The following is a 15,977-nucleotide window of genomic DNA, read 5'->3' on the forward strand; positions in this document are numbered from 1 at the left end:
TCTATTTCGAATTATCGATATACGGATAGACAACTGAGGTCAGGTACAAGCCGCAAGCAGGAACGGAAGTTCCTGCCATTGCGCGATCCTTACTGTCAATTACCGCTTTAATATGTTCTATAGGTTTCTTGCCTAGGCCGATTTCCATCAGGGTCCCCACAATGGCACGGACCATATTCCGTAAAAACCGGTCCGCTGTGATGTGAAACACCAAATCTTCCCCTTCCCAACGCCATTCTGCATGTTTAATATCGCAAATATTTGTGAATACTTGGGTATTGGACTTGCTGAAACAGGAGAAATCCTGCTTTCCTAACAAATCACGGGCAGCAATGTTCATTTTCTCCGCATTGGGCGTATCGCGCAGTTGCCATGATTTCAAATGGCGGAAAGGATCTTTTCGGAAATGCACGTGATAGGCATAGCTCCTTTCCGTGGCGTCGAATCGAGCATGTGCATCTGCTGCTACAGGAATCAACCGGTATGCGGCAATATCAAATGGCAGCAGGGCATTTAGGGAGTGGATAAATTTCTCCTTATTCTGTAATACTGCAGCTTCACTGTCAAAATGCACATACAATTGTTTTGCATGAACGCCAGCATCTGTCCGCCCCGCACCGACAGTCTCTACTTCCGTGCGCAAAAGGACCGATAAGGCGGCATTTAGCTTCTCCTGAACGGAAACAGCATTATCTTGAACCTGCCATCCGTGGTAGGCCGTTCCATCATAGGCAATCTCTAAAAAAAACCTGGGCATTTGTTCTTCCACTTTACAAAGGTAATTAATAATGGAATAGCGCAAACCGGTAAAAGTAAAGTGCCGGTAAAAAATAATCCGTTCGCTGAACTTGACTTTTAACGGCCCTTCACAACGGAAATACGGCAAACTTACCTGCTGTAGGGCAAGCTGCATTCATGGTTTTCAAGTACAAATTTTGACTAAAAAGTGGGTATTTATCTCCCTCCCTAATTCCCCTACCTTAGCTTTATAAATTTTAAAAAATTGGATATGAAAAAGTTAGTATTAATACTTGCCCTTGTTTTTTGTTTTTCGGCGGCCAGCCGAGCACAGGGCTTATTGGACAAAATTGAGGGTGCACTGAACAAAGTGGAGAACACCTCAAACAAAGTGGATAGAAACGCGGAAAAAGCAAACCGCATCGGTGGTAAGTTAGGCGGTCTCATGGGCAAAAAAGGGGCTAAGGCCACAACTTTCACGGTATTGATCGAGGGAATGAAATTGGCGGAGTTGAAATCGTTGGCCAGTGATCTGGAATCCAATAAAAAAGTGGCCGAAGTAAAGACCAAGTATAATGCTAGTGGCTCTGCATTGACTGTACAATTCTCAGGAGATTCAGAAGACCTGCTCAACCTGTTGAAAAAGAACAGCCCGAAGATTACAGATGATACAGTACAAGCGATTGAGGATGATGGGATATCCATTAAAGTTGAAAAATAGTTTATCTTTATACCCATCATGCATAGGCAGTGATAGCTCACTGCCTTTTCTATTTAATGAAACCGGTTCGAACGGACGCCTATGAACTTACGCAAGCTGTGTTTGCTTTCCTTGTTGATGCTGTGCCTGTGTGGCTACAGCAGCGCATTACAGACTCCTATCCCCTATCAAAAGGAGATTGACAGCCTATTGCAAAAACTGAAAACCAAGGAATCAACAGAACAGGTTGCGGAAGACCTATTCGAACTATCTCTATATTATTCCTATTCTGATTCGGCAAAAGCTCATCAATACCTGTTGCAAGGCAAGCGTTTGGCAAAAAACTCCCCATACATCCAAGCACTGGGAAACCGATATGAAGGTATGTTTTTCATGGATTATGATCTGCCAAAGAGTATTGTCCTCTTGGAACGATCAGTAGAACAGCTTAAGCCGCTCGGCACACCGCAAGCCAAGCTAGCCCTTGCACGTGCCTACAACACGCTGTCAACAGCTTACCAGTGGCAGGACAACCACATGCGGATGCTGGAAATCCTGATGAATGACGCTCTGCCTGCAGCGGTCGCCTCCAAAGATGATGTCCTGATTGGCACCGTCTACTATAAGATCGGCCTTAATTATTGGAACAACCTGCAATATGAGTTGGCAAGCACCTATTTGCAAAATGCCATCACCTATTTGCAAAAGGGAAATTATGATCCTTACATCTTGAATGAAAGCTTTAAGCTACAGGTGATCGCTTTGGGTGTTACGGGAAAACGCGAGGCCTCGAACACCATGATCGAGAACTTTCGACAATTCTTCAACACCCACCGCACCGAACTTCCAGCCAATGAATACCATTATGTGCTTTCTGCATACTACAGATACGCCAAACAATATCGGCAGGCAAGAACAGAAATTGACCGTGCCATTCAGGAACTGAAAAAGAATGAAAAAGTAAACCCTCGGGAGCTTGCTTCCTACTACTACCAACGTGCGCTGATAAATTTTGCCGACCTGGAATTCAAAGCTGCCTTGGCAGATCTTGATGTGAACGATGAACTGTTGATAAACCCTGGCTTAGGCTTTTTTCAGGACAGCCTCAATATCTCCGCACTCAAAAAAAGAATCTACGAGACCCTTGGCGATTACAAATCGGCCGTATTCTGGTCGAACCAAACTGATGTACTGAAAGACACCTTGCTGAATCGCCGCATTCGGGAATCCATCCTGGCAAATGAAATCAAATACCAATCGCTCCAGAAGGAAAATGAGATAAAAACCCTCCTAGCTGAAAAAGAAAAAACTGCCAGTGATATCCGAAATACACGGATCATCATCGTGCTCATCATGACCATCCTGATCTTGATCGGTTATTTTATCTTCAAAAATCATCAGAAGAACAAGCGTCTGCTGCACCATCAGGAAATCAATGCCCTACAGAAACTGCAGGAGGAGAAACAGAAACAGAAATTGGTATCCTTGGATGCGATGCTCCAAGGGGAGGAAAAAGAAAGAAACCGGCTTTCACGGGACCTTCACGATGGGCTCGGTAGTGTCCTGGCGTCCATACGTTACAAAGTACTCGATCTCCAACTTTCCCAGCCAAACGATCGGGTCGATTCGGTGTTAAAGGATATGGACTATGCTATTTCCGAAATGCGCCGTATTTCGCACAACCTGATGCCTGAAGCATTGCGCCGGTTTGGTCTGGAAATATCCCTGGAAGATCTGTGCAAGAGCCTGCAGAACCCGCAGACCAAAATCGAACTCCAATTATACGGCTCCTTCCGAGACCTCTCGATGGACCAACAGACACATATTTACCGCATAATCCAGGAATTGCTCTACAACTCGCTGAAGCACTCTTTTGCAAGCAATATTCTCGTACAGGCCAGCTTGGAGGATCACATGGTCTTTATTACGGTAGAAGATAATGGTGTGGGCTTCCCGATGGAAATCCTTGATGAGGAGTCAAAAGTCGGTGTAGGCCTTAACAATGTTAAGATCCGGGTCAACTATCTGCATGGAAAATTGGACATCCGTTCCGAAGAGGGACGCGGCACAAGTGTGGATATTGAGCTGTTCGTATGATTATTTTCCTGAATGTCGCATTCCGAAGGCTAAACCAAAACCATTTTCCTTTGTTTGTATTATATTTGTGAATAAATAAACTATACATATGATACAGCGCATCCAATCCATTTGGCTTTTAGTTTCAAGCATCGTCCTCTTGGGTTTATTTCTATTCCCCTACGTAAGCTACATCGACCTGGTCGGGTTGGGCAAGAACATTTATGTAACCGGTGTTTATTCCTCGGCGAACAACGTGACGAACAAGGAATCCGGATCTTTATTGATGACCATTGCTACCGTCGTATTGGCGCTGATCCCTCTGTTGATTATCTTTCAATATAAAAACCGCAAGTTGCAGCTCAAGCTCATCTTCGTACAGGTGGTGCTGATCTGTTTGTTTGCCATCTGGATGTTCATCCACGCGAACAATATCTTGGGCTTAATCAATCAACATATTAATGCCAGCAATATCGGGATCGGATTTTTCCTATTGCCGGTATCCATCTTATGTTTGAGCTTCGCTATCCGTGGTATCCGCAACGACGAAAAGTTAATCAAATCTGCGGACAGACTACGTTAATTCACATACAATGAAAAATATCTTTCTCAGCCTGTTTTTTGCCCTGGCACTGACCATACCACATTTGGGCTTTGCCCAAGAACAGGATACGACACTGAATGTAGTCGATGATATACAGTTTGACCTCCATTCGGTCACCACTTCCGGCGACAGCTTGGTAATCGATGTGTTCGTCATTTCCTACGACAAGAACCCTCGAGAATTTCGATTGAATGTATTCGCTTCGGCAATAATCGATAGTGAAGAACAATCGCATATGTTAACCACCGCACAGATGGATCGAGTGATTGTCAACTTGGATGACCGGCAGAACTACCTCAACTTCCTGCTGCATCAGGACAAACCTGCTGCCATTAAAATCAAACTTTCTCCGCTAACGGAAGAAATTAAGCAGGCCAAGCTCTTGAAGCTGGTGTTCAATGCACTGGATGATGAAGGGCAATTTCTGGAGGCTTACATCGACCTGGATAAAGAATAATATTTCGGACAAAGGTAACAAAAGTCCTGCGCCCGAAATGAACCAGCATACTTGCGCAGGTAGCCGCAACAATCCGGATGGAGCACATCCGGTCAAAAGAAAAGGAGATGCTTTTGGCATCTCCTTTTCTTGTTATATGTTCAATGTCTATCTGGAATAACGGAATTGTTGTTTGTCCATCATTCCCATTTGTGATTTCATCATTTTAATTTGCTCCTCCAGCAATTTATTCTTGTCGGCTTTCTTCGCTTCGGCCAACAATTTCTCAGCTTCGCGCTTGTTGCGTTTCGCCATGGCGATTCCTGCCAAACTTAATTTGGCAAGTGCCACATTGTGGTCCATGTGCAAGCCCATCTGTAAAGCTTTCTTGAAGAATTTCTCGGATTGTAACGGTGCACGCTGTGATTCGATCAATCCCAAGAGCATATGGTAATAACCATGCTGAGCGGAAACCAACTCCTTTTCGTAGTTCTTGATTTTGTTCAACCACACTTCTGCTTTATCCATCCGCTCCTTGCGTAGGAACCATTGTGCAATAAGCATTTTTTCATTAAAGAAAACGGTTATCCAAGCGATAATGGTTACCAAAATGGCCAAGATACCCCACCCCCATTGCCCAAACCAGAACAATGCCACGGTGCCAATAACCATTAAACTACAAATGATAATACGAACTATATTTGACATAATTATACTGAATGCTGTAAGTTTGCAAATATCCGTTAATTTGCTGTGTTATACAACTTGTTTGCAGCAAAATAATGTAATTTTTTAAGCTGAAATGATGTCAGACCGCTATGATGCCTCGTGGGGGCAGTTAATCGACCCACTTTTTGAAACACCAAAGTTAAAAGCGCTATCGACCTTTGTACAGGCGGAGCGACAAGGCCATACTGTCTTCCCGCCTCGGGAGCTGGTCTTTCAGGCATTCAGGTTAACCCCTCTTCAAAACCTGAAAGTTGTTATCCTTGGACAGGACCCCTACCACAACGATGGACAGGCTCATGGGCTATCTTTTTCTGTTCCCGAAGGGATCGCCATTCCGCCAAGCCTACGGAACATTTATGCCGAGTTGAGCACCGATATCCCGGGTTTTCAGGTGCCTAATCACGGCAACCTGACCAAATGGGCAACACAAGGTGTCCTGCTGCTCAATGCAACACTTACCGTACGGGCGCATGCTGCAGGGTCACATCAGAAAAAAGGTTGGGAATACTTTACGGATGAAATCATAAAGGGCATCTCCGACCGCACGGAACATGTGGTCTTTATGCTTTGGGGAAGTTACGCGCAAAAAAAATCCGTATTGATCGATCAGGACAAGCATCTGGTGCTAACATCAGTCCATCCTTCCCCGCTCTCGGTATACCGTGGATTTTACGGATCTGCACCATTCTCCAAAGCGAATGCGTATCTGCGTGCGCATGGAAAACCAGAAATCGATTGGCAGGTTTAATATTTGCTTTCGGTCCCGAGCCACACTTTACGCATAACGCTCAGCAAGATTTTTATAGCGGAAATCCTCTATCGGCAGGATTTCGAGATGCTTGATTTTTATTTTCTGCCCATTCTGGATGATATGGGTGAACAACAGGTGACTATCATAGGTGATATCCCAATCGGCATGGAAATCTATTGGACTGGTCGCTTCACCGAGGACAACATATTCCAGGTAACCTTGGGTACTGTATCTGGAAATCTCAATGTGCGCATCGGGCCGTTCATTCAGGAAATACCAGGCACCATCTCCTACTCCACCCAGATACTTGGCCTGTTTCGGCACCGCAATTGGCTTGGAGCCAAACTGAACAGCCCCAATAATGATATCATTGGGCAAGAGACTGGCTTTGCGTCGGAAAACATTGTCTCCAAGTTGCTTTACCAGGAAGAAAAAGGATTGCCAACGGTTCATCCGAAAGGTCCGCACACCTTCTTCCGGCGTATAGCTGCTAACTACGCGATCGCGGCAGGCATTCACAACGTTGCTGATGGGGCTCGCCTTTATGGTCTCGGGCAGGTTGATGCCGTGCCAGAAGTGGTATTTATCGGAAGCTTTCATGAGCATGCGGGTAATGAATCGGGAGCAGTTGTTATTATTCCGTGCCACGGCCCCGTATGGGTAAGTACCCTCCATGACGCACTGGTCGCCATACGCTTTGGCAATACCGAAATCAATCTCCTTGGCGATTGAGAAAAACAATCGACCTTCCCCATACATGGCCGCTTTCATATCCTCAAAGTACCTTACGATTTCTTCAATGTTCTGCACCTGACCATTGTTGATGACCGCTTTTAGGGAAATGGTCAGCAGGGGATCTGAATCCTTAGAACGCGCCCTTCCATAACCTCTCGGCGTAATGTACCGACCGAAATCATAGAACAGCATTTCACCGGTCTGGTGATTCACCAGAACAACGCCTGTATGGCCAACTTTAAAATTAAGGTTTTTCACAAGGCCGATCTTCTTAAAGAACATCATCCATTGCTCGTCACCTCGGATGGTCGCATCCGGCCATGTTAAAATGATTGCAAAATCCTGATAGGCCATTCCAAATAAATTAATATTCTAGGGGAACGATTGGTTCTTTTTTACTTGTTGACATGATCATCATGGTCTGGAAAGTTTTCACGAACGGAATCTTGGAAATCTTCTCCATGATGACTGCCTCATATGCCTTGATATCCTTCACATACACCTTGAGCATAAAGTCGCAATTGCCCGTCACGTGATGACACTCGGTCACTTCGGGGATGGCGCGCACGGCTTCCACAAATTCGGGAATCGCGTTATGGGTATGGAAATCCAATGAAACCTGTATAAAAGATTTGATGCCCAGGCCTAATTTCTCCTCATCCACAAAGGCATGGTAACTCTTAATGAACCCAGAATTCTCCAATTTCCGAACCCTCTCCAAGGTTGGTGCTGGGGATAACCCAATATTGGTGGCCAATTGCAAATTGGTGATTCGACCATTCTCTTGCAATAGTTTCAGAATCTTCAAGTCCGTTTTATCAGGTTGGTAAGACATAGGCTTTATATAAAATTAAAGAACGCTAAATATACAAAATTAAATTTGGTTTAATACTTTTTTCAATGCCACATTATTGGTACGCTTTGCAATAGATATAAATTATAATGTTTGTAACAATTAATAAACAACAGCTATTAGAATCATGCTATTGTCAAAATATAAACATTCTAAATAGCCCCAAAGGGTTGATAAATGACATTTGTCATTTTTTTTATGAAAAACCATTTAGGAAGAAGCGGAAATAAGCGTTTTTCTGCTTAATAAGTCGTAACTTTGCGAATCAAAACCATTGGGTCCAATCCCATTTTTAAAGTGAAAGAGATATGAGCACCAAAGATGACGATTTACTGAAAGAGTTAGAGCTCGAAGAATATAAGTACGGTTTTACGACAGATATCGAGATGGAGATTGCCGCGAAAGGTCTTAATGAGGACACCGTGCGCTTTATTTCGAAGAAGAAAAATGAACCGGAATGGCTTTTGGAATGGCGTCTAAAGGCGTACCACCACTTCTTGAAGATGAGCATGCCGACTTGGCAGAACTTTGAGAATCCCGAGGTGGATTTCCAGGACATTTCCTATTACGCTGCACCTAAGCCCAAGAAACAATTGGAGAGCATGGATGAAGTTGATCCGGAATTGCTATCGACTTTTGAAAAGTTGGGTATTCCTTTAGATGAACAGAAGATCCTGGCGGGTGTAGTAGCGGTGGATGCCGTTTTCGACTCCGTGTCCGTAAAGACTACCTTCCGTGAGAAATTAAAGGAGCAGGGCGTTATTTTCTGCTCGTTCGGCGAAGCTGTTCAGGAGCATCCTGAGCTGGTTAAGCAATATTTAGGTACTGTTGTACCGCAGACCGACAACATCTACGCTGCTTTGAACTCGGCAGTGTTTTCCGATGGGTCTTTCGTATACATTCCAAAGGGCGTTCGTTGTCCAATGGAGCTATCGACTTATTTCCGTATCAATGCACAGAACACCGGACAGTTTGAGCGCACGCTGATCATCGCCGATGATGATTCCTATGTATCTTATCTGGAAGGGTGTACCGCACCGATGCGTGATGAAAATCAATTGCACGCAGCGGTTGTTGAGCTGATTGCCAACACCAATGCAGAGATCAAATATTCAACAGTGCAGAACTGGTATCCTGGCGATAAGGATGGAAAAGGTGGAATCTACAACTTCGTTACCAAGCGTGGTATCTGTAAGGGCAACCACTCCAAGATTTCCTGGACGCAAGTGGAAACAGGCTCGGCGATTACATGGAAGTATCCGGGTGTTATTCTTAAAGGGGACCACTCCGTTGGCGAATTCTATTCTGTGGCAATGACCCGGAACAGACAGGTTGCCGATACAGGAACCAAAATGATCCACCTGGGTAAGAATACCCGTTCGAAGATCATCTCCAAAGGGATCTCGGCAGGATTCAGCCACAACAGTTACCGTGGATTGGTCCGTATCGGTCCAAATGCAGACAACTCTAGAAACTTTACGCAATGTGATAGCTTGTTGATTGGCGATCGCTGTGGGGCACATACCTTCCCATACATCGAGAGCAAGAACAAAAGTGCACAGTTGGAGCATGAAGCCACAACATCGAAAATTGGTGAGGACCAAGTGTTCTATCTCAACCAACGTGGTATCGATTCAGAAAAAGCCGTTGGCCTAATCGTGAACGGTTATGCCCAGGAGGTATTGAACCAATTGCCAATGGAATTTGCCGTAGAGGCACAAAAACTTTTGGCGATCTCCCTTGAAGGATCGGTAGGATAATAAATTAGAAGGAATTGATTGGGCGTGCAGATGCCCGAACACACTATACGCAACAAAAAGAATATGTTAAGCATTAAGAATTTGCATGCGTCAATCGACGACAAACAAATATTAAAAGGATTAAATTTAGAGGTTAAAGCAGGTGAAGTACATGCCATTATGGGGCCAAACGGTGCTGGAAAGAGCACGTTGGGCAATGTATTGGCCGGTAGGGATGCCTATGAAGTGACCGAAGGCGAAGCCAACCTTGACGGCGTGGATCTATTGGATCTATCCCCTGAAGACCGTGCTCGTGAAGGTCTATTCCTTGCCTTTCAATATCCTGTGGAAATCCCAGGAGTATCCAATATCAACTTCTTGAAAACTGCGGTGAACGACATCCGTGAGTATAAAGGCCTTCCGCCAATGGAAGCCAAAGAATTCTTGCAGATGGTAAAAGAGAAACAGAAGTTGGTCGAATTCTCTGCAAACCTGGCTAACCGTTCTTTGAACGAAGGCTTTTCAGGCGGTGAGAAAAAACGTAATGAGATTTTCCAATTGGCGATGTTGAATCCGAAGTTATCCATCTTGGACGAAACGGATTCTGGTCTTGACATCGATGCATTGCGTATTGTGGCAAACGGAGTGAACAGCTTGCGCAGCAAGGACAATGCATTCATTGTGATTACCCACTACCAACGTCTGTTGGATTATATCGTGCCTGATTTCGTGCATGTCCTGCACAATGGTCGCATCGTAAAATCGGGACCAAAGGAATTGGCATTAGAATTAGAAGAAAAAGGTTACGACTGGTTAAAAGAATTAGATACGCAGAATGCCTAATCGGTCGATTAAAGAAACGAGGTAATGAGCGGATTGATAACAAATAACATGAGTACACTAGTAGCAAACTCCTTATTCCAACAGTTGACTTCAACATTTCAGGAATTGGAAACCAGCAACGATACAGCAGCTGTAAAGGCGCTTCGCGAAGAGGCCTTTGCACATTTTTCATCGCAGGGTTTCCCGACTGTAAAGAATGAGGACTGGAAATATACCAATATCCACAGTTTGATCAACAGGACGTACCTGTTGAATGAGGACGTGGATGTATCGAACATTGATCTGCGGGCGGCCGACATCCCTGAATTGGATGCGCACCGGATCGTATTGATCAATGGGCAATATGTTCTGGCATTCTCCTCCCTTGAGGATGAAATCGGCCTGATCGTGAAACCTATCGAGGAAGCACAGGATGAACCGCAGTTCCAGCAACATTTTGCCAAGCATGCCGACAAGACAGAAAGCGCAATGGTCGCGCTAAACACGGCATTCCACACGTCGGGAATCTTCCTTCAGGTGAACAAGAACAAAGTGGTATCCAAACCGATACAGATTGTCCATGTCGCTACAGGAAGTCAGGATTTCTTTGCGCAGACACGTAATCTTTTTGTCCTTGAACAAAATGCAGAAGCGGAGATCATCGAAACATTTGTGTGTCTTGATGGCTCAGCATTCAACCTGAACAACAAGGTAACCGAGATCGTGGTGGAAGAAAATGCCAAACTTCAGCATTATTACCTGCAGTTGGCTACGGAAAAAAGCCACTACATCAACCACATTGAAGTTTACCAGACGAAGCATAGCTTGTACAACAACTACAACTGTAACTTCCCTGGCGTTTCCTTTGTTCGCAATGACATCAATGTGCGCCTGGATGCCGAGCAAGTGGAGTCCCACCTATACGGTATCAACCTATTGGCGGACAAGCAATTTGTCGATAACCATACCGTTGTAGATCACATGAAACCACACTGTGAATCCTACGAATGGTACAAGAATATCCCTCAGGACGAATCCATTGCCGTCTTCAACGGTAAGATCTTCGTTCGCGAGGACGCACAGAAGACGAATGCCTTCCAACAGAACAACAATATGTTGATTGGCGATAAGTCAACGGTGTACACCAAACCGCAATTGGAGATATTTGCTGACGACGTGAAATGTTCACATGGATGTACCATGGGGCAATTTGATGACGACGCATTGTTCTACCTCCGTGCGCGTGGTATTGGTGAAGAAAGTGCACGCATTTTATTGGTGCACGCTTTTGCTTTCGACGTGACGACCCGTTTCTCCAATGAAGCCGTGAGAAACTTTGTGGAAGAACGCGTAGCAAAAGGTCTGGAAAAGAAATAATAGTAGTGTAGTTTTAGTAATAAGGCGTTCTGGTGCAAACTAGAACGCTTTTTTTATTTTACCCAATAATTTTAAGGGAATTGCATTACCTTTGAACCATGAACACGTGCAATTATACGGCATTGATCAAAAGCCCTTTGCTTTACTGAGTTAGCTATTCCCTTTGGGAACTTAGTAAGGACCAGCGAATCTACTTCCTGGTTTATTTTCGTATATATTCAATTTTAATTTCATGGAAAAGAAACATTGGTTCAAAACCTATATCTATATATGGGTAGGGCAATTTGTCTCACTGATAAGTAGCTCTGCCGTAAACTTCGCGATTATCATCTGGCTTAGTCTGGAATTCAAATCCGCCGAAGTGCTTGCCTATGCAGCCATTGCTGCGCTGCTTCCGCAAGCGATGATCGGCCCCTTTGCAGGCGTATATATCGACCGCTGGGACCGCAAGAAAGTCATGATCTTTGCAGATGCCTTTATTGCAACCTGTACGCTATTAATGACCTTTACGCTGCGAGATGGGAACATTCAGCTAGACCTCATGTACCTGTTGATGGTCTGCCGTTCCCTGGGTTCCGCATTTCACCAGCCAGCTATGCAGGCCATTGCGCCATTGATCGTCCCTGAAGACGAATTGCTTCGGGTGTCGGGAATCAACCAGATCCTTCAGTCGGTCAGCAGCATTGCCGGACCAGCTTTGGGAGCCCTGGCCATCGCCAATCTGCCCATTAACCAAGTCCTTTACCTGGATGTGATAGGTGCTGCATTCGCCATCATCAGTTTGCTGTTTATCAGCATACCGTATATCAAGTCAGACAGTAAAGCGTCCATCCACCAGGTATGGCGCGATCTAAAACTTGGATTCCTGGCGATACACGAGAATAAGGGACTCAACAGGATGTTCCTTTACTCGATCATTGCGACAATGGGTATTATGCCGGTTGCCATCATGTTTCCACTGATGACGATCGAACATTTCGGTGGCGATAAGTTCGAAATGAGTGTCATCGAAATCATCTGGGGCATTGGCATGCTCATCGGCGGATCGCTATTGAGCATTTTCAAAGTAACTTACCGAAAGGTGTTGATGCTGAACTGCATGCATATCCTGCTAGGATTGACCTTTGTGCTATCGGGTATATTGCCCGCAAAAATGTTCATCATATTCGTTGCTCTGACTGGGTTCGGGGGTGCGGCAATGTCCATCTTCAGTGCTGTATTTATGACCATCATTCAGGAACAGATTGCACCGAATATGCTGGGGCGGGTATTCTCGCTCTACTTTAGCTTTGCTATCATACCTAGCCTAATCGGGCTGCTCTTTGCCGGAAATATTGCAGATTCCATCGGTGTGGCCAATGCCTTTATCATTGCCGGAGGATTATGTATCCTACTGGGGATCGTATCGTTTATGACCCCAAGCTTAATGCTGCTTGGAGAAAATAGAAATACCGAACAGGTAAATTCATAAAAATAGCCCGTCAAAGCGACGGGCTATTTCTTTGTATGGTAAGTTACTTGTATAGCTGGATTGATTTTCAGAAGCTCCTGCACAAAGGATACATTATCCGTTGGAGAGATATAGAATTCATCGTACCTGTTATAATACACAATTATACCGTGTCTGGCAATTGCTGGGCGCATGCCCACATGCAGGGTCTTTCCCACATCCAATTTATGGATATCCCGGATTCGGGCTTTTCCGAAAAACACCAAACTACGATAACGGAGGTATTCACCATCAATCGTATATTCGGTCGTCCAGTATACGATCAGGATCAACATGGTACAACCTCCCAATATACAGGCCATAAAGATCCCCCACTGCTGCAAGCTGGCATCGGTCAGGAAAAGGATAATCGAAAATAAGGGAACCATCAGCAGGCACATAAAATAGAGGGTAAAGGGTTCCCATCTGGATCGGTAACGAATTGGCATACCTAAAAATACAAAAAGCTTCCGAAAATCGGAAGCTTTTTAGTGGAGCGAAAGACGAGATTCGAACTCGCGACCCCAACCTTGGCAAGGTTGTGCTCTACCAACTGAGCTACTTTCGCTTGAAGTGCTACAAAAATACGATTATTTTGTTTATTGACAACATTAACGCGGATTTTTTTGAAAATTTTTCTGTAGCTGCTTTATCTTTTTATTGCATCGATGCAGTTCATTCCGTCGATTGCGGCCGAGACGATCCCACCGGCATAGCCTGCTCCTTCAGCACAAGGGTATAAACCAGCTACTTGCGGATGTTGCAGCGTATCTTTATCTCTCGGAATACGAATTGGCGAGGACGTCCGCGATTCTACCCCGACCAGGATGGCCTCATTGCTGTAATAGCCTTTCATCTTCTTTCCAAAGATAGGCAAGGCCCCACGGAGGGCTTCATGAACAAAGTTTGGCAGCACTTCGCGAAGATCTACCGATCGTGTTCCAGGTTTATAGGAGTTCTCCGGTAAATCCATCGACACCCGATTTTCCACAAAGTCCACCATGCGCTGGGCCGGTGCAACCAATTGGCCACCGCCCAGGGTAAAGGCCCGTTGTTCGATTTGACGCTGGAATGCCAGAAGCGCAAAGGGATCTTGATCAGCACCCACTACGTCTTCCAAATTGATCTGGATAACGGTACCCGAGTTGGCATGTGGGTTATTTCGTTTGGAGGGCGACCAACCGTTCACTACGATTTCATCCGCATCTGTCGCGCAGGGGGCAATAATCCCTCCCGGGCACATACAGAAGGAGAACACCCCTCTCCCGTCCACCTGTTCGACCAAACTGTAATACGCTGGCGGAAGGTTTTCAGGACGTACGGAACAATGGTACTGCGCCTGGTCGATAACTTCCTGTGGATGCTCAATACGGACCCCCAAGGCAAACGGCTTGGCTTCCAACAACCAGCCCTTGGAACGGAAGAGCTCAAAGATATCCCGTGCGGAATGGCCCGTTGCAACCACGACATGCTTGGCATGCAGGGTGCCCGCCGTTGTTGTGTGAACACCTTGCACATGCCCAAACTGTTCGATGATATCGGTTACCTTGCAGTCGAAATGCACCTCTCCACCGTATTCCAATATACGCTCGCGAATGCTTTCAATGATATGGGGAAGTTTATTGGTACCAATATGTGGGCGTGCATCCACCATGATATCTTCAGGCGCTCCATGTTCTACGAATATGGAAAGGACCTGCTGCACATCCCCTCGCTTATTGGACCGGGTATAGAGTTTTCCATCGGAATAGGTCCCAGCGCCACCTTCACCGAAGCAATAGTTGGATTCGGGATTCACCAATCCTTCACGATTGATCTTGGCCAGATCACGGCGGCGGTCTTTCACCTGTTTCCCCCGTTCCACAACAATCGGTTTTAATCCCAATTCCAAACAGCGGTATGCTGCAAAAAGACCTGCTGGACCAGCGCCAATAATAATGACCGGCTCAGCATCCTGAACCGACTGAAGCTTTGTTGCATACACCGGCGCGGCCGCTGGCTCATCGATAAAGTAGACCACCCGCATACGGAAGAGTACCTGCCGACCTCGCGCGTCGATGGACCGCTTGCGGACATGGAAACCCTGGATACGTTTTTCTGGAATACGGAGCTTCTTTGCCCCCTCGGATAGGATGCGCTGCTCATCCTGCACTTCCGCAGGAATCAAGGCGATTTCAATTTCTTTCTGCATATGCCTGTTGGGGTTTTATCCCAAAATTTTACGCAAAGATATCAAAAACTGACATTATTTCTTCAATATTCAGGATTGGTATGTGGTTTGATACTGCCTTTATTAAAACAAATTATTACTTTTAAGTATTACTAGAAAAAACATTACACATGAAAAGATTATTAATCGTATTTGTAGGCTTGCTTACGGCTCTTTCTTTTAGCTCTTGTGGTTACAATACCATGGTTTCAAAAGATGAAAATGTAAAAGGAAAATGGGCTCAGGTAGAAAATGCCTACCAACGTAGAGCGGATTTGATCCCGAACTTAGTCAATACCGTAAAAGGTGCTGCACAACACGAGCAGGGAACCCTGACCGCTGTAACAGAGGCACGCGCGAAAGCGACCTCCGTACAGGTTGACCCGAATAACTTGACAGAAGAGTCGATTGCAAATTTCCAACAAGCACAGGATGGTCTTTCCCAATCCTTAGGCCGTTTATTGGTTAGCGTGGAATCATACCCTGATTTGAAAGCAAATGCGAACTTTCAGGAGTTGCAGGCACAATTGGAAGGCACGGAAAATCGCATCTCTGTAGAACGCCGAGCGTATAATGAAGCTGTTCAGGATTACAACACGACGGTGCGTAGCTTCCCGAACAACATTATGGCAGGTATTTTCGGATTCAAGGCTAAAGGTACATTCAAGGCTACTGAAGGATCTGACAAGGCGCCTACCGTTCAGTTTTAATGAATTTTT

The 15,977-nt window shown here is 45.3% G+C and carries 16 protein-coding genes and 1 tRNA gene; 10 read left to right on the forward strand and 7 right to left on the reverse strand.

All coding sequences use genetic code 11. The annotated features are described in order from the left end of the window. Position 1: 1 nt before the first annotated feature. Positions 2-913, reverse strand: coding sequence for a tRNA pseudouridine(38-40) synthase TruA (gene truA, locus G6N79_RS02840; RefSeq protein WP_394341706.1), 912 nt, complete (start codon positions 911-913; stop codon positions 2-4). 96 nt (positions 914-1,009) lie between these two features. Between truA and G6N79_RS02845 the strand changes: the two genes are divergently transcribed. The 4 genes from G6N79_RS02845 (at position 1,010) to G6N79_RS02860 (ending at position 4,575) form a co-directional block, all read left to right on the forward strand. Further along, positions 1,010-1,459, forward strand: a complete 450-nt coding sequence (locus G6N79_RS02845; RefSeq protein ID WP_103906482.1) for a hypothetical protein — start codon at positions 1,010-1,012, stop codon at positions 1,457-1,459. 81 nt (positions 1,460-1,540) lie between these two features. Then, a complete protein-coding gene (locus G6N79_RS02850) occupies positions 1,541-3,535 on the forward strand; it encodes a sensor histidine kinase (RefSeq protein ID WP_103906483.1) in 1,995 nt (664 codons plus the stop codon). A gap of 88 nt (positions 3,536-3,623) precedes the next feature. Next, the gene (locus G6N79_RS02855; RefSeq protein ID WP_103906484.1) at positions 3,624-4,097 is read left to right on the forward strand and encodes a DUF4293 domain-containing protein; all 474 of its coding nucleotides are present in this window, start codon (positions 3,624-3,626) and stop codon (positions 4,095-4,097) included. Positions 4,098-4,107: 10 nt separating this feature from the next. After that, positions 4,108-4,575: a hypothetical protein gene (locus tag G6N79_RS02860; protein ID WP_103906485.1), complete on the forward strand. Its 468-nt coding sequence runs from the start codon at positions 4,108-4,110 to the stop codon at positions 4,573-4,575. A gap of 147 nt (positions 4,576-4,722) precedes the next feature. On the opposite strand, the gene G6N79_RS02865 is transcribed toward G6N79_RS02860, so the two are convergent. After that, positions 4,723-5,262, reverse strand: a complete 540-nt coding sequence (locus G6N79_RS02865) for a tetratricopeptide repeat protein (RefSeq protein ID WP_103906486.1) — start codon at positions 5,260-5,262, stop codon at positions 4,723-4,725. 97 nt (positions 5,263-5,359) lie between these two features. On the opposite strand from G6N79_RS02865, the gene ung reads away from it, so the two are divergent. Continuing rightward, the gene (ung, locus tag G6N79_RS02870) at positions 5,360-6,031 is read left to right on the forward strand and encodes a uracil-DNA glycosylase (RefSeq protein WP_103906487.1); all 672 of its coding nucleotides are present in this window, start codon (positions 5,360-5,362) and stop codon (positions 6,029-6,031) included. Between the two features lie 27 nt (positions 6,032-6,058). Here the strand turns inward: ung and G6N79_RS02875 are convergent, their stop codons facing one another. Next, positions 6,059-7,123: a DUF6695 family protein gene (locus G6N79_RS02875; RefSeq protein ID WP_103906488.1), complete on the reverse strand. Its 1,065-nt coding sequence runs from the start codon at positions 7,121-7,123 to the stop codon at positions 6,059-6,061. Between the two features lie 10 nt (positions 7,124-7,133). Continuing rightward, positions 7,134-7,604 carry an Lrp/AsnC family transcriptional regulator gene (locus tag G6N79_RS02880; RefSeq protein WP_103906489.1) on the reverse strand — a complete coding sequence of 157 codons (471 nt, stop codon included), beginning with the start codon at positions 7,602-7,604 and terminating at the stop codon, positions 7,134-7,136. A 326-nt stretch (positions 7,605-7,930) separates the two neighbouring features. Between G6N79_RS02880 and sufB the strand changes: the two genes are divergently transcribed. The 4 genes from sufB (at position 7,931) to G6N79_RS02900 (ending at position 13,031) form a co-directional block, all read left to right on the forward strand. Continuing rightward, the gene (gene sufB, locus G6N79_RS02885; protein ID WP_103906490.1) at positions 7,931-9,382 is read left to right on the forward strand and encodes a Fe-S cluster assembly protein SufB; all 1,452 of its coding nucleotides are present in this window, start codon (positions 7,931-7,933) and stop codon (positions 9,380-9,382) included. Positions 9,383-9,445: 63 nt separating this feature from the next. Beyond that, a complete protein-coding gene (gene sufC / locus G6N79_RS02890; protein ID WP_103906686.1) occupies positions 9,446-10,204 on the forward strand; it encodes a Fe-S cluster assembly ATPase SufC in 759 nt (252 codons plus the stop codon). Positions 10,205-10,252: 48 nt separating this feature from the next. Continuing rightward, positions 10,253-11,560 carry a Fe-S cluster assembly protein SufD gene (gene sufD, locus G6N79_RS02895; RefSeq protein ID WP_103906491.1) on the forward strand — a complete coding sequence of 436 codons (1,308 nt, stop codon included), beginning with the start codon at positions 10,253-10,255 and terminating at the stop codon, positions 11,558-11,560. Positions 11,561-11,792: 232 nt separating this feature from the next. Beyond that, positions 11,793-13,031, forward strand: coding sequence for an MFS transporter (locus G6N79_RS02900; protein WP_103906492.1), 1,239 nt, complete (start codon positions 11,793-11,795; stop codon positions 13,029-13,031). Positions 13,032-13,054: 23 nt separating this feature from the next. On the opposite strand, the gene G6N79_RS02905 is transcribed toward G6N79_RS02900, so the two are convergent. The 3 genes from G6N79_RS02905 to G6N79_RS02915 form a co-directional block, all read right to left on the reverse strand. Continuing rightward, positions 13,055-13,498, reverse strand: a complete 444-nt coding sequence (locus G6N79_RS02905; protein ID WP_103906493.1) for a PH domain-containing protein — start codon at positions 13,496-13,498, stop codon at positions 13,055-13,057. Between the two features lie 43 nt (positions 13,499-13,541). Continuing rightward, a tRNA-Gly gene (locus tag G6N79_RS02910) sits at positions 13,542-13,617 on the reverse strand. A gap of 81 nt (positions 13,618-13,698) precedes the next feature. Continuing rightward, positions 13,699-15,240, reverse strand: coding sequence for an NAD(P)/FAD-dependent oxidoreductase (locus tag G6N79_RS02915; RefSeq protein WP_103906494.1), 1,542 nt, complete (start codon positions 15,238-15,240; stop codon positions 13,699-13,701). A gap of 149 nt (positions 15,241-15,389) precedes the next feature. Between G6N79_RS02915 and G6N79_RS02920 the strand changes: the two genes are divergently transcribed. Next, positions 15,390-15,968 (forward strand): LemA family protein, encoded by a 579-nt coding sequence (locus G6N79_RS02920; RefSeq protein WP_103906495.1) that lies wholly within the window; start codon positions 15,390-15,392, stop codon positions 15,966-15,968. Positions 15,969-15,977: the final 9 nt, after the last annotated feature.

Source organism: Sphingobacterium lactis (assembly GCF_011046555.1).
GTDB classification, from domain to species: Bacteria; Bacteroidota; Bacteroidia; order Sphingobacteriales; family Sphingobacteriaceae; genus Sphingobacterium; species Sphingobacterium lactis.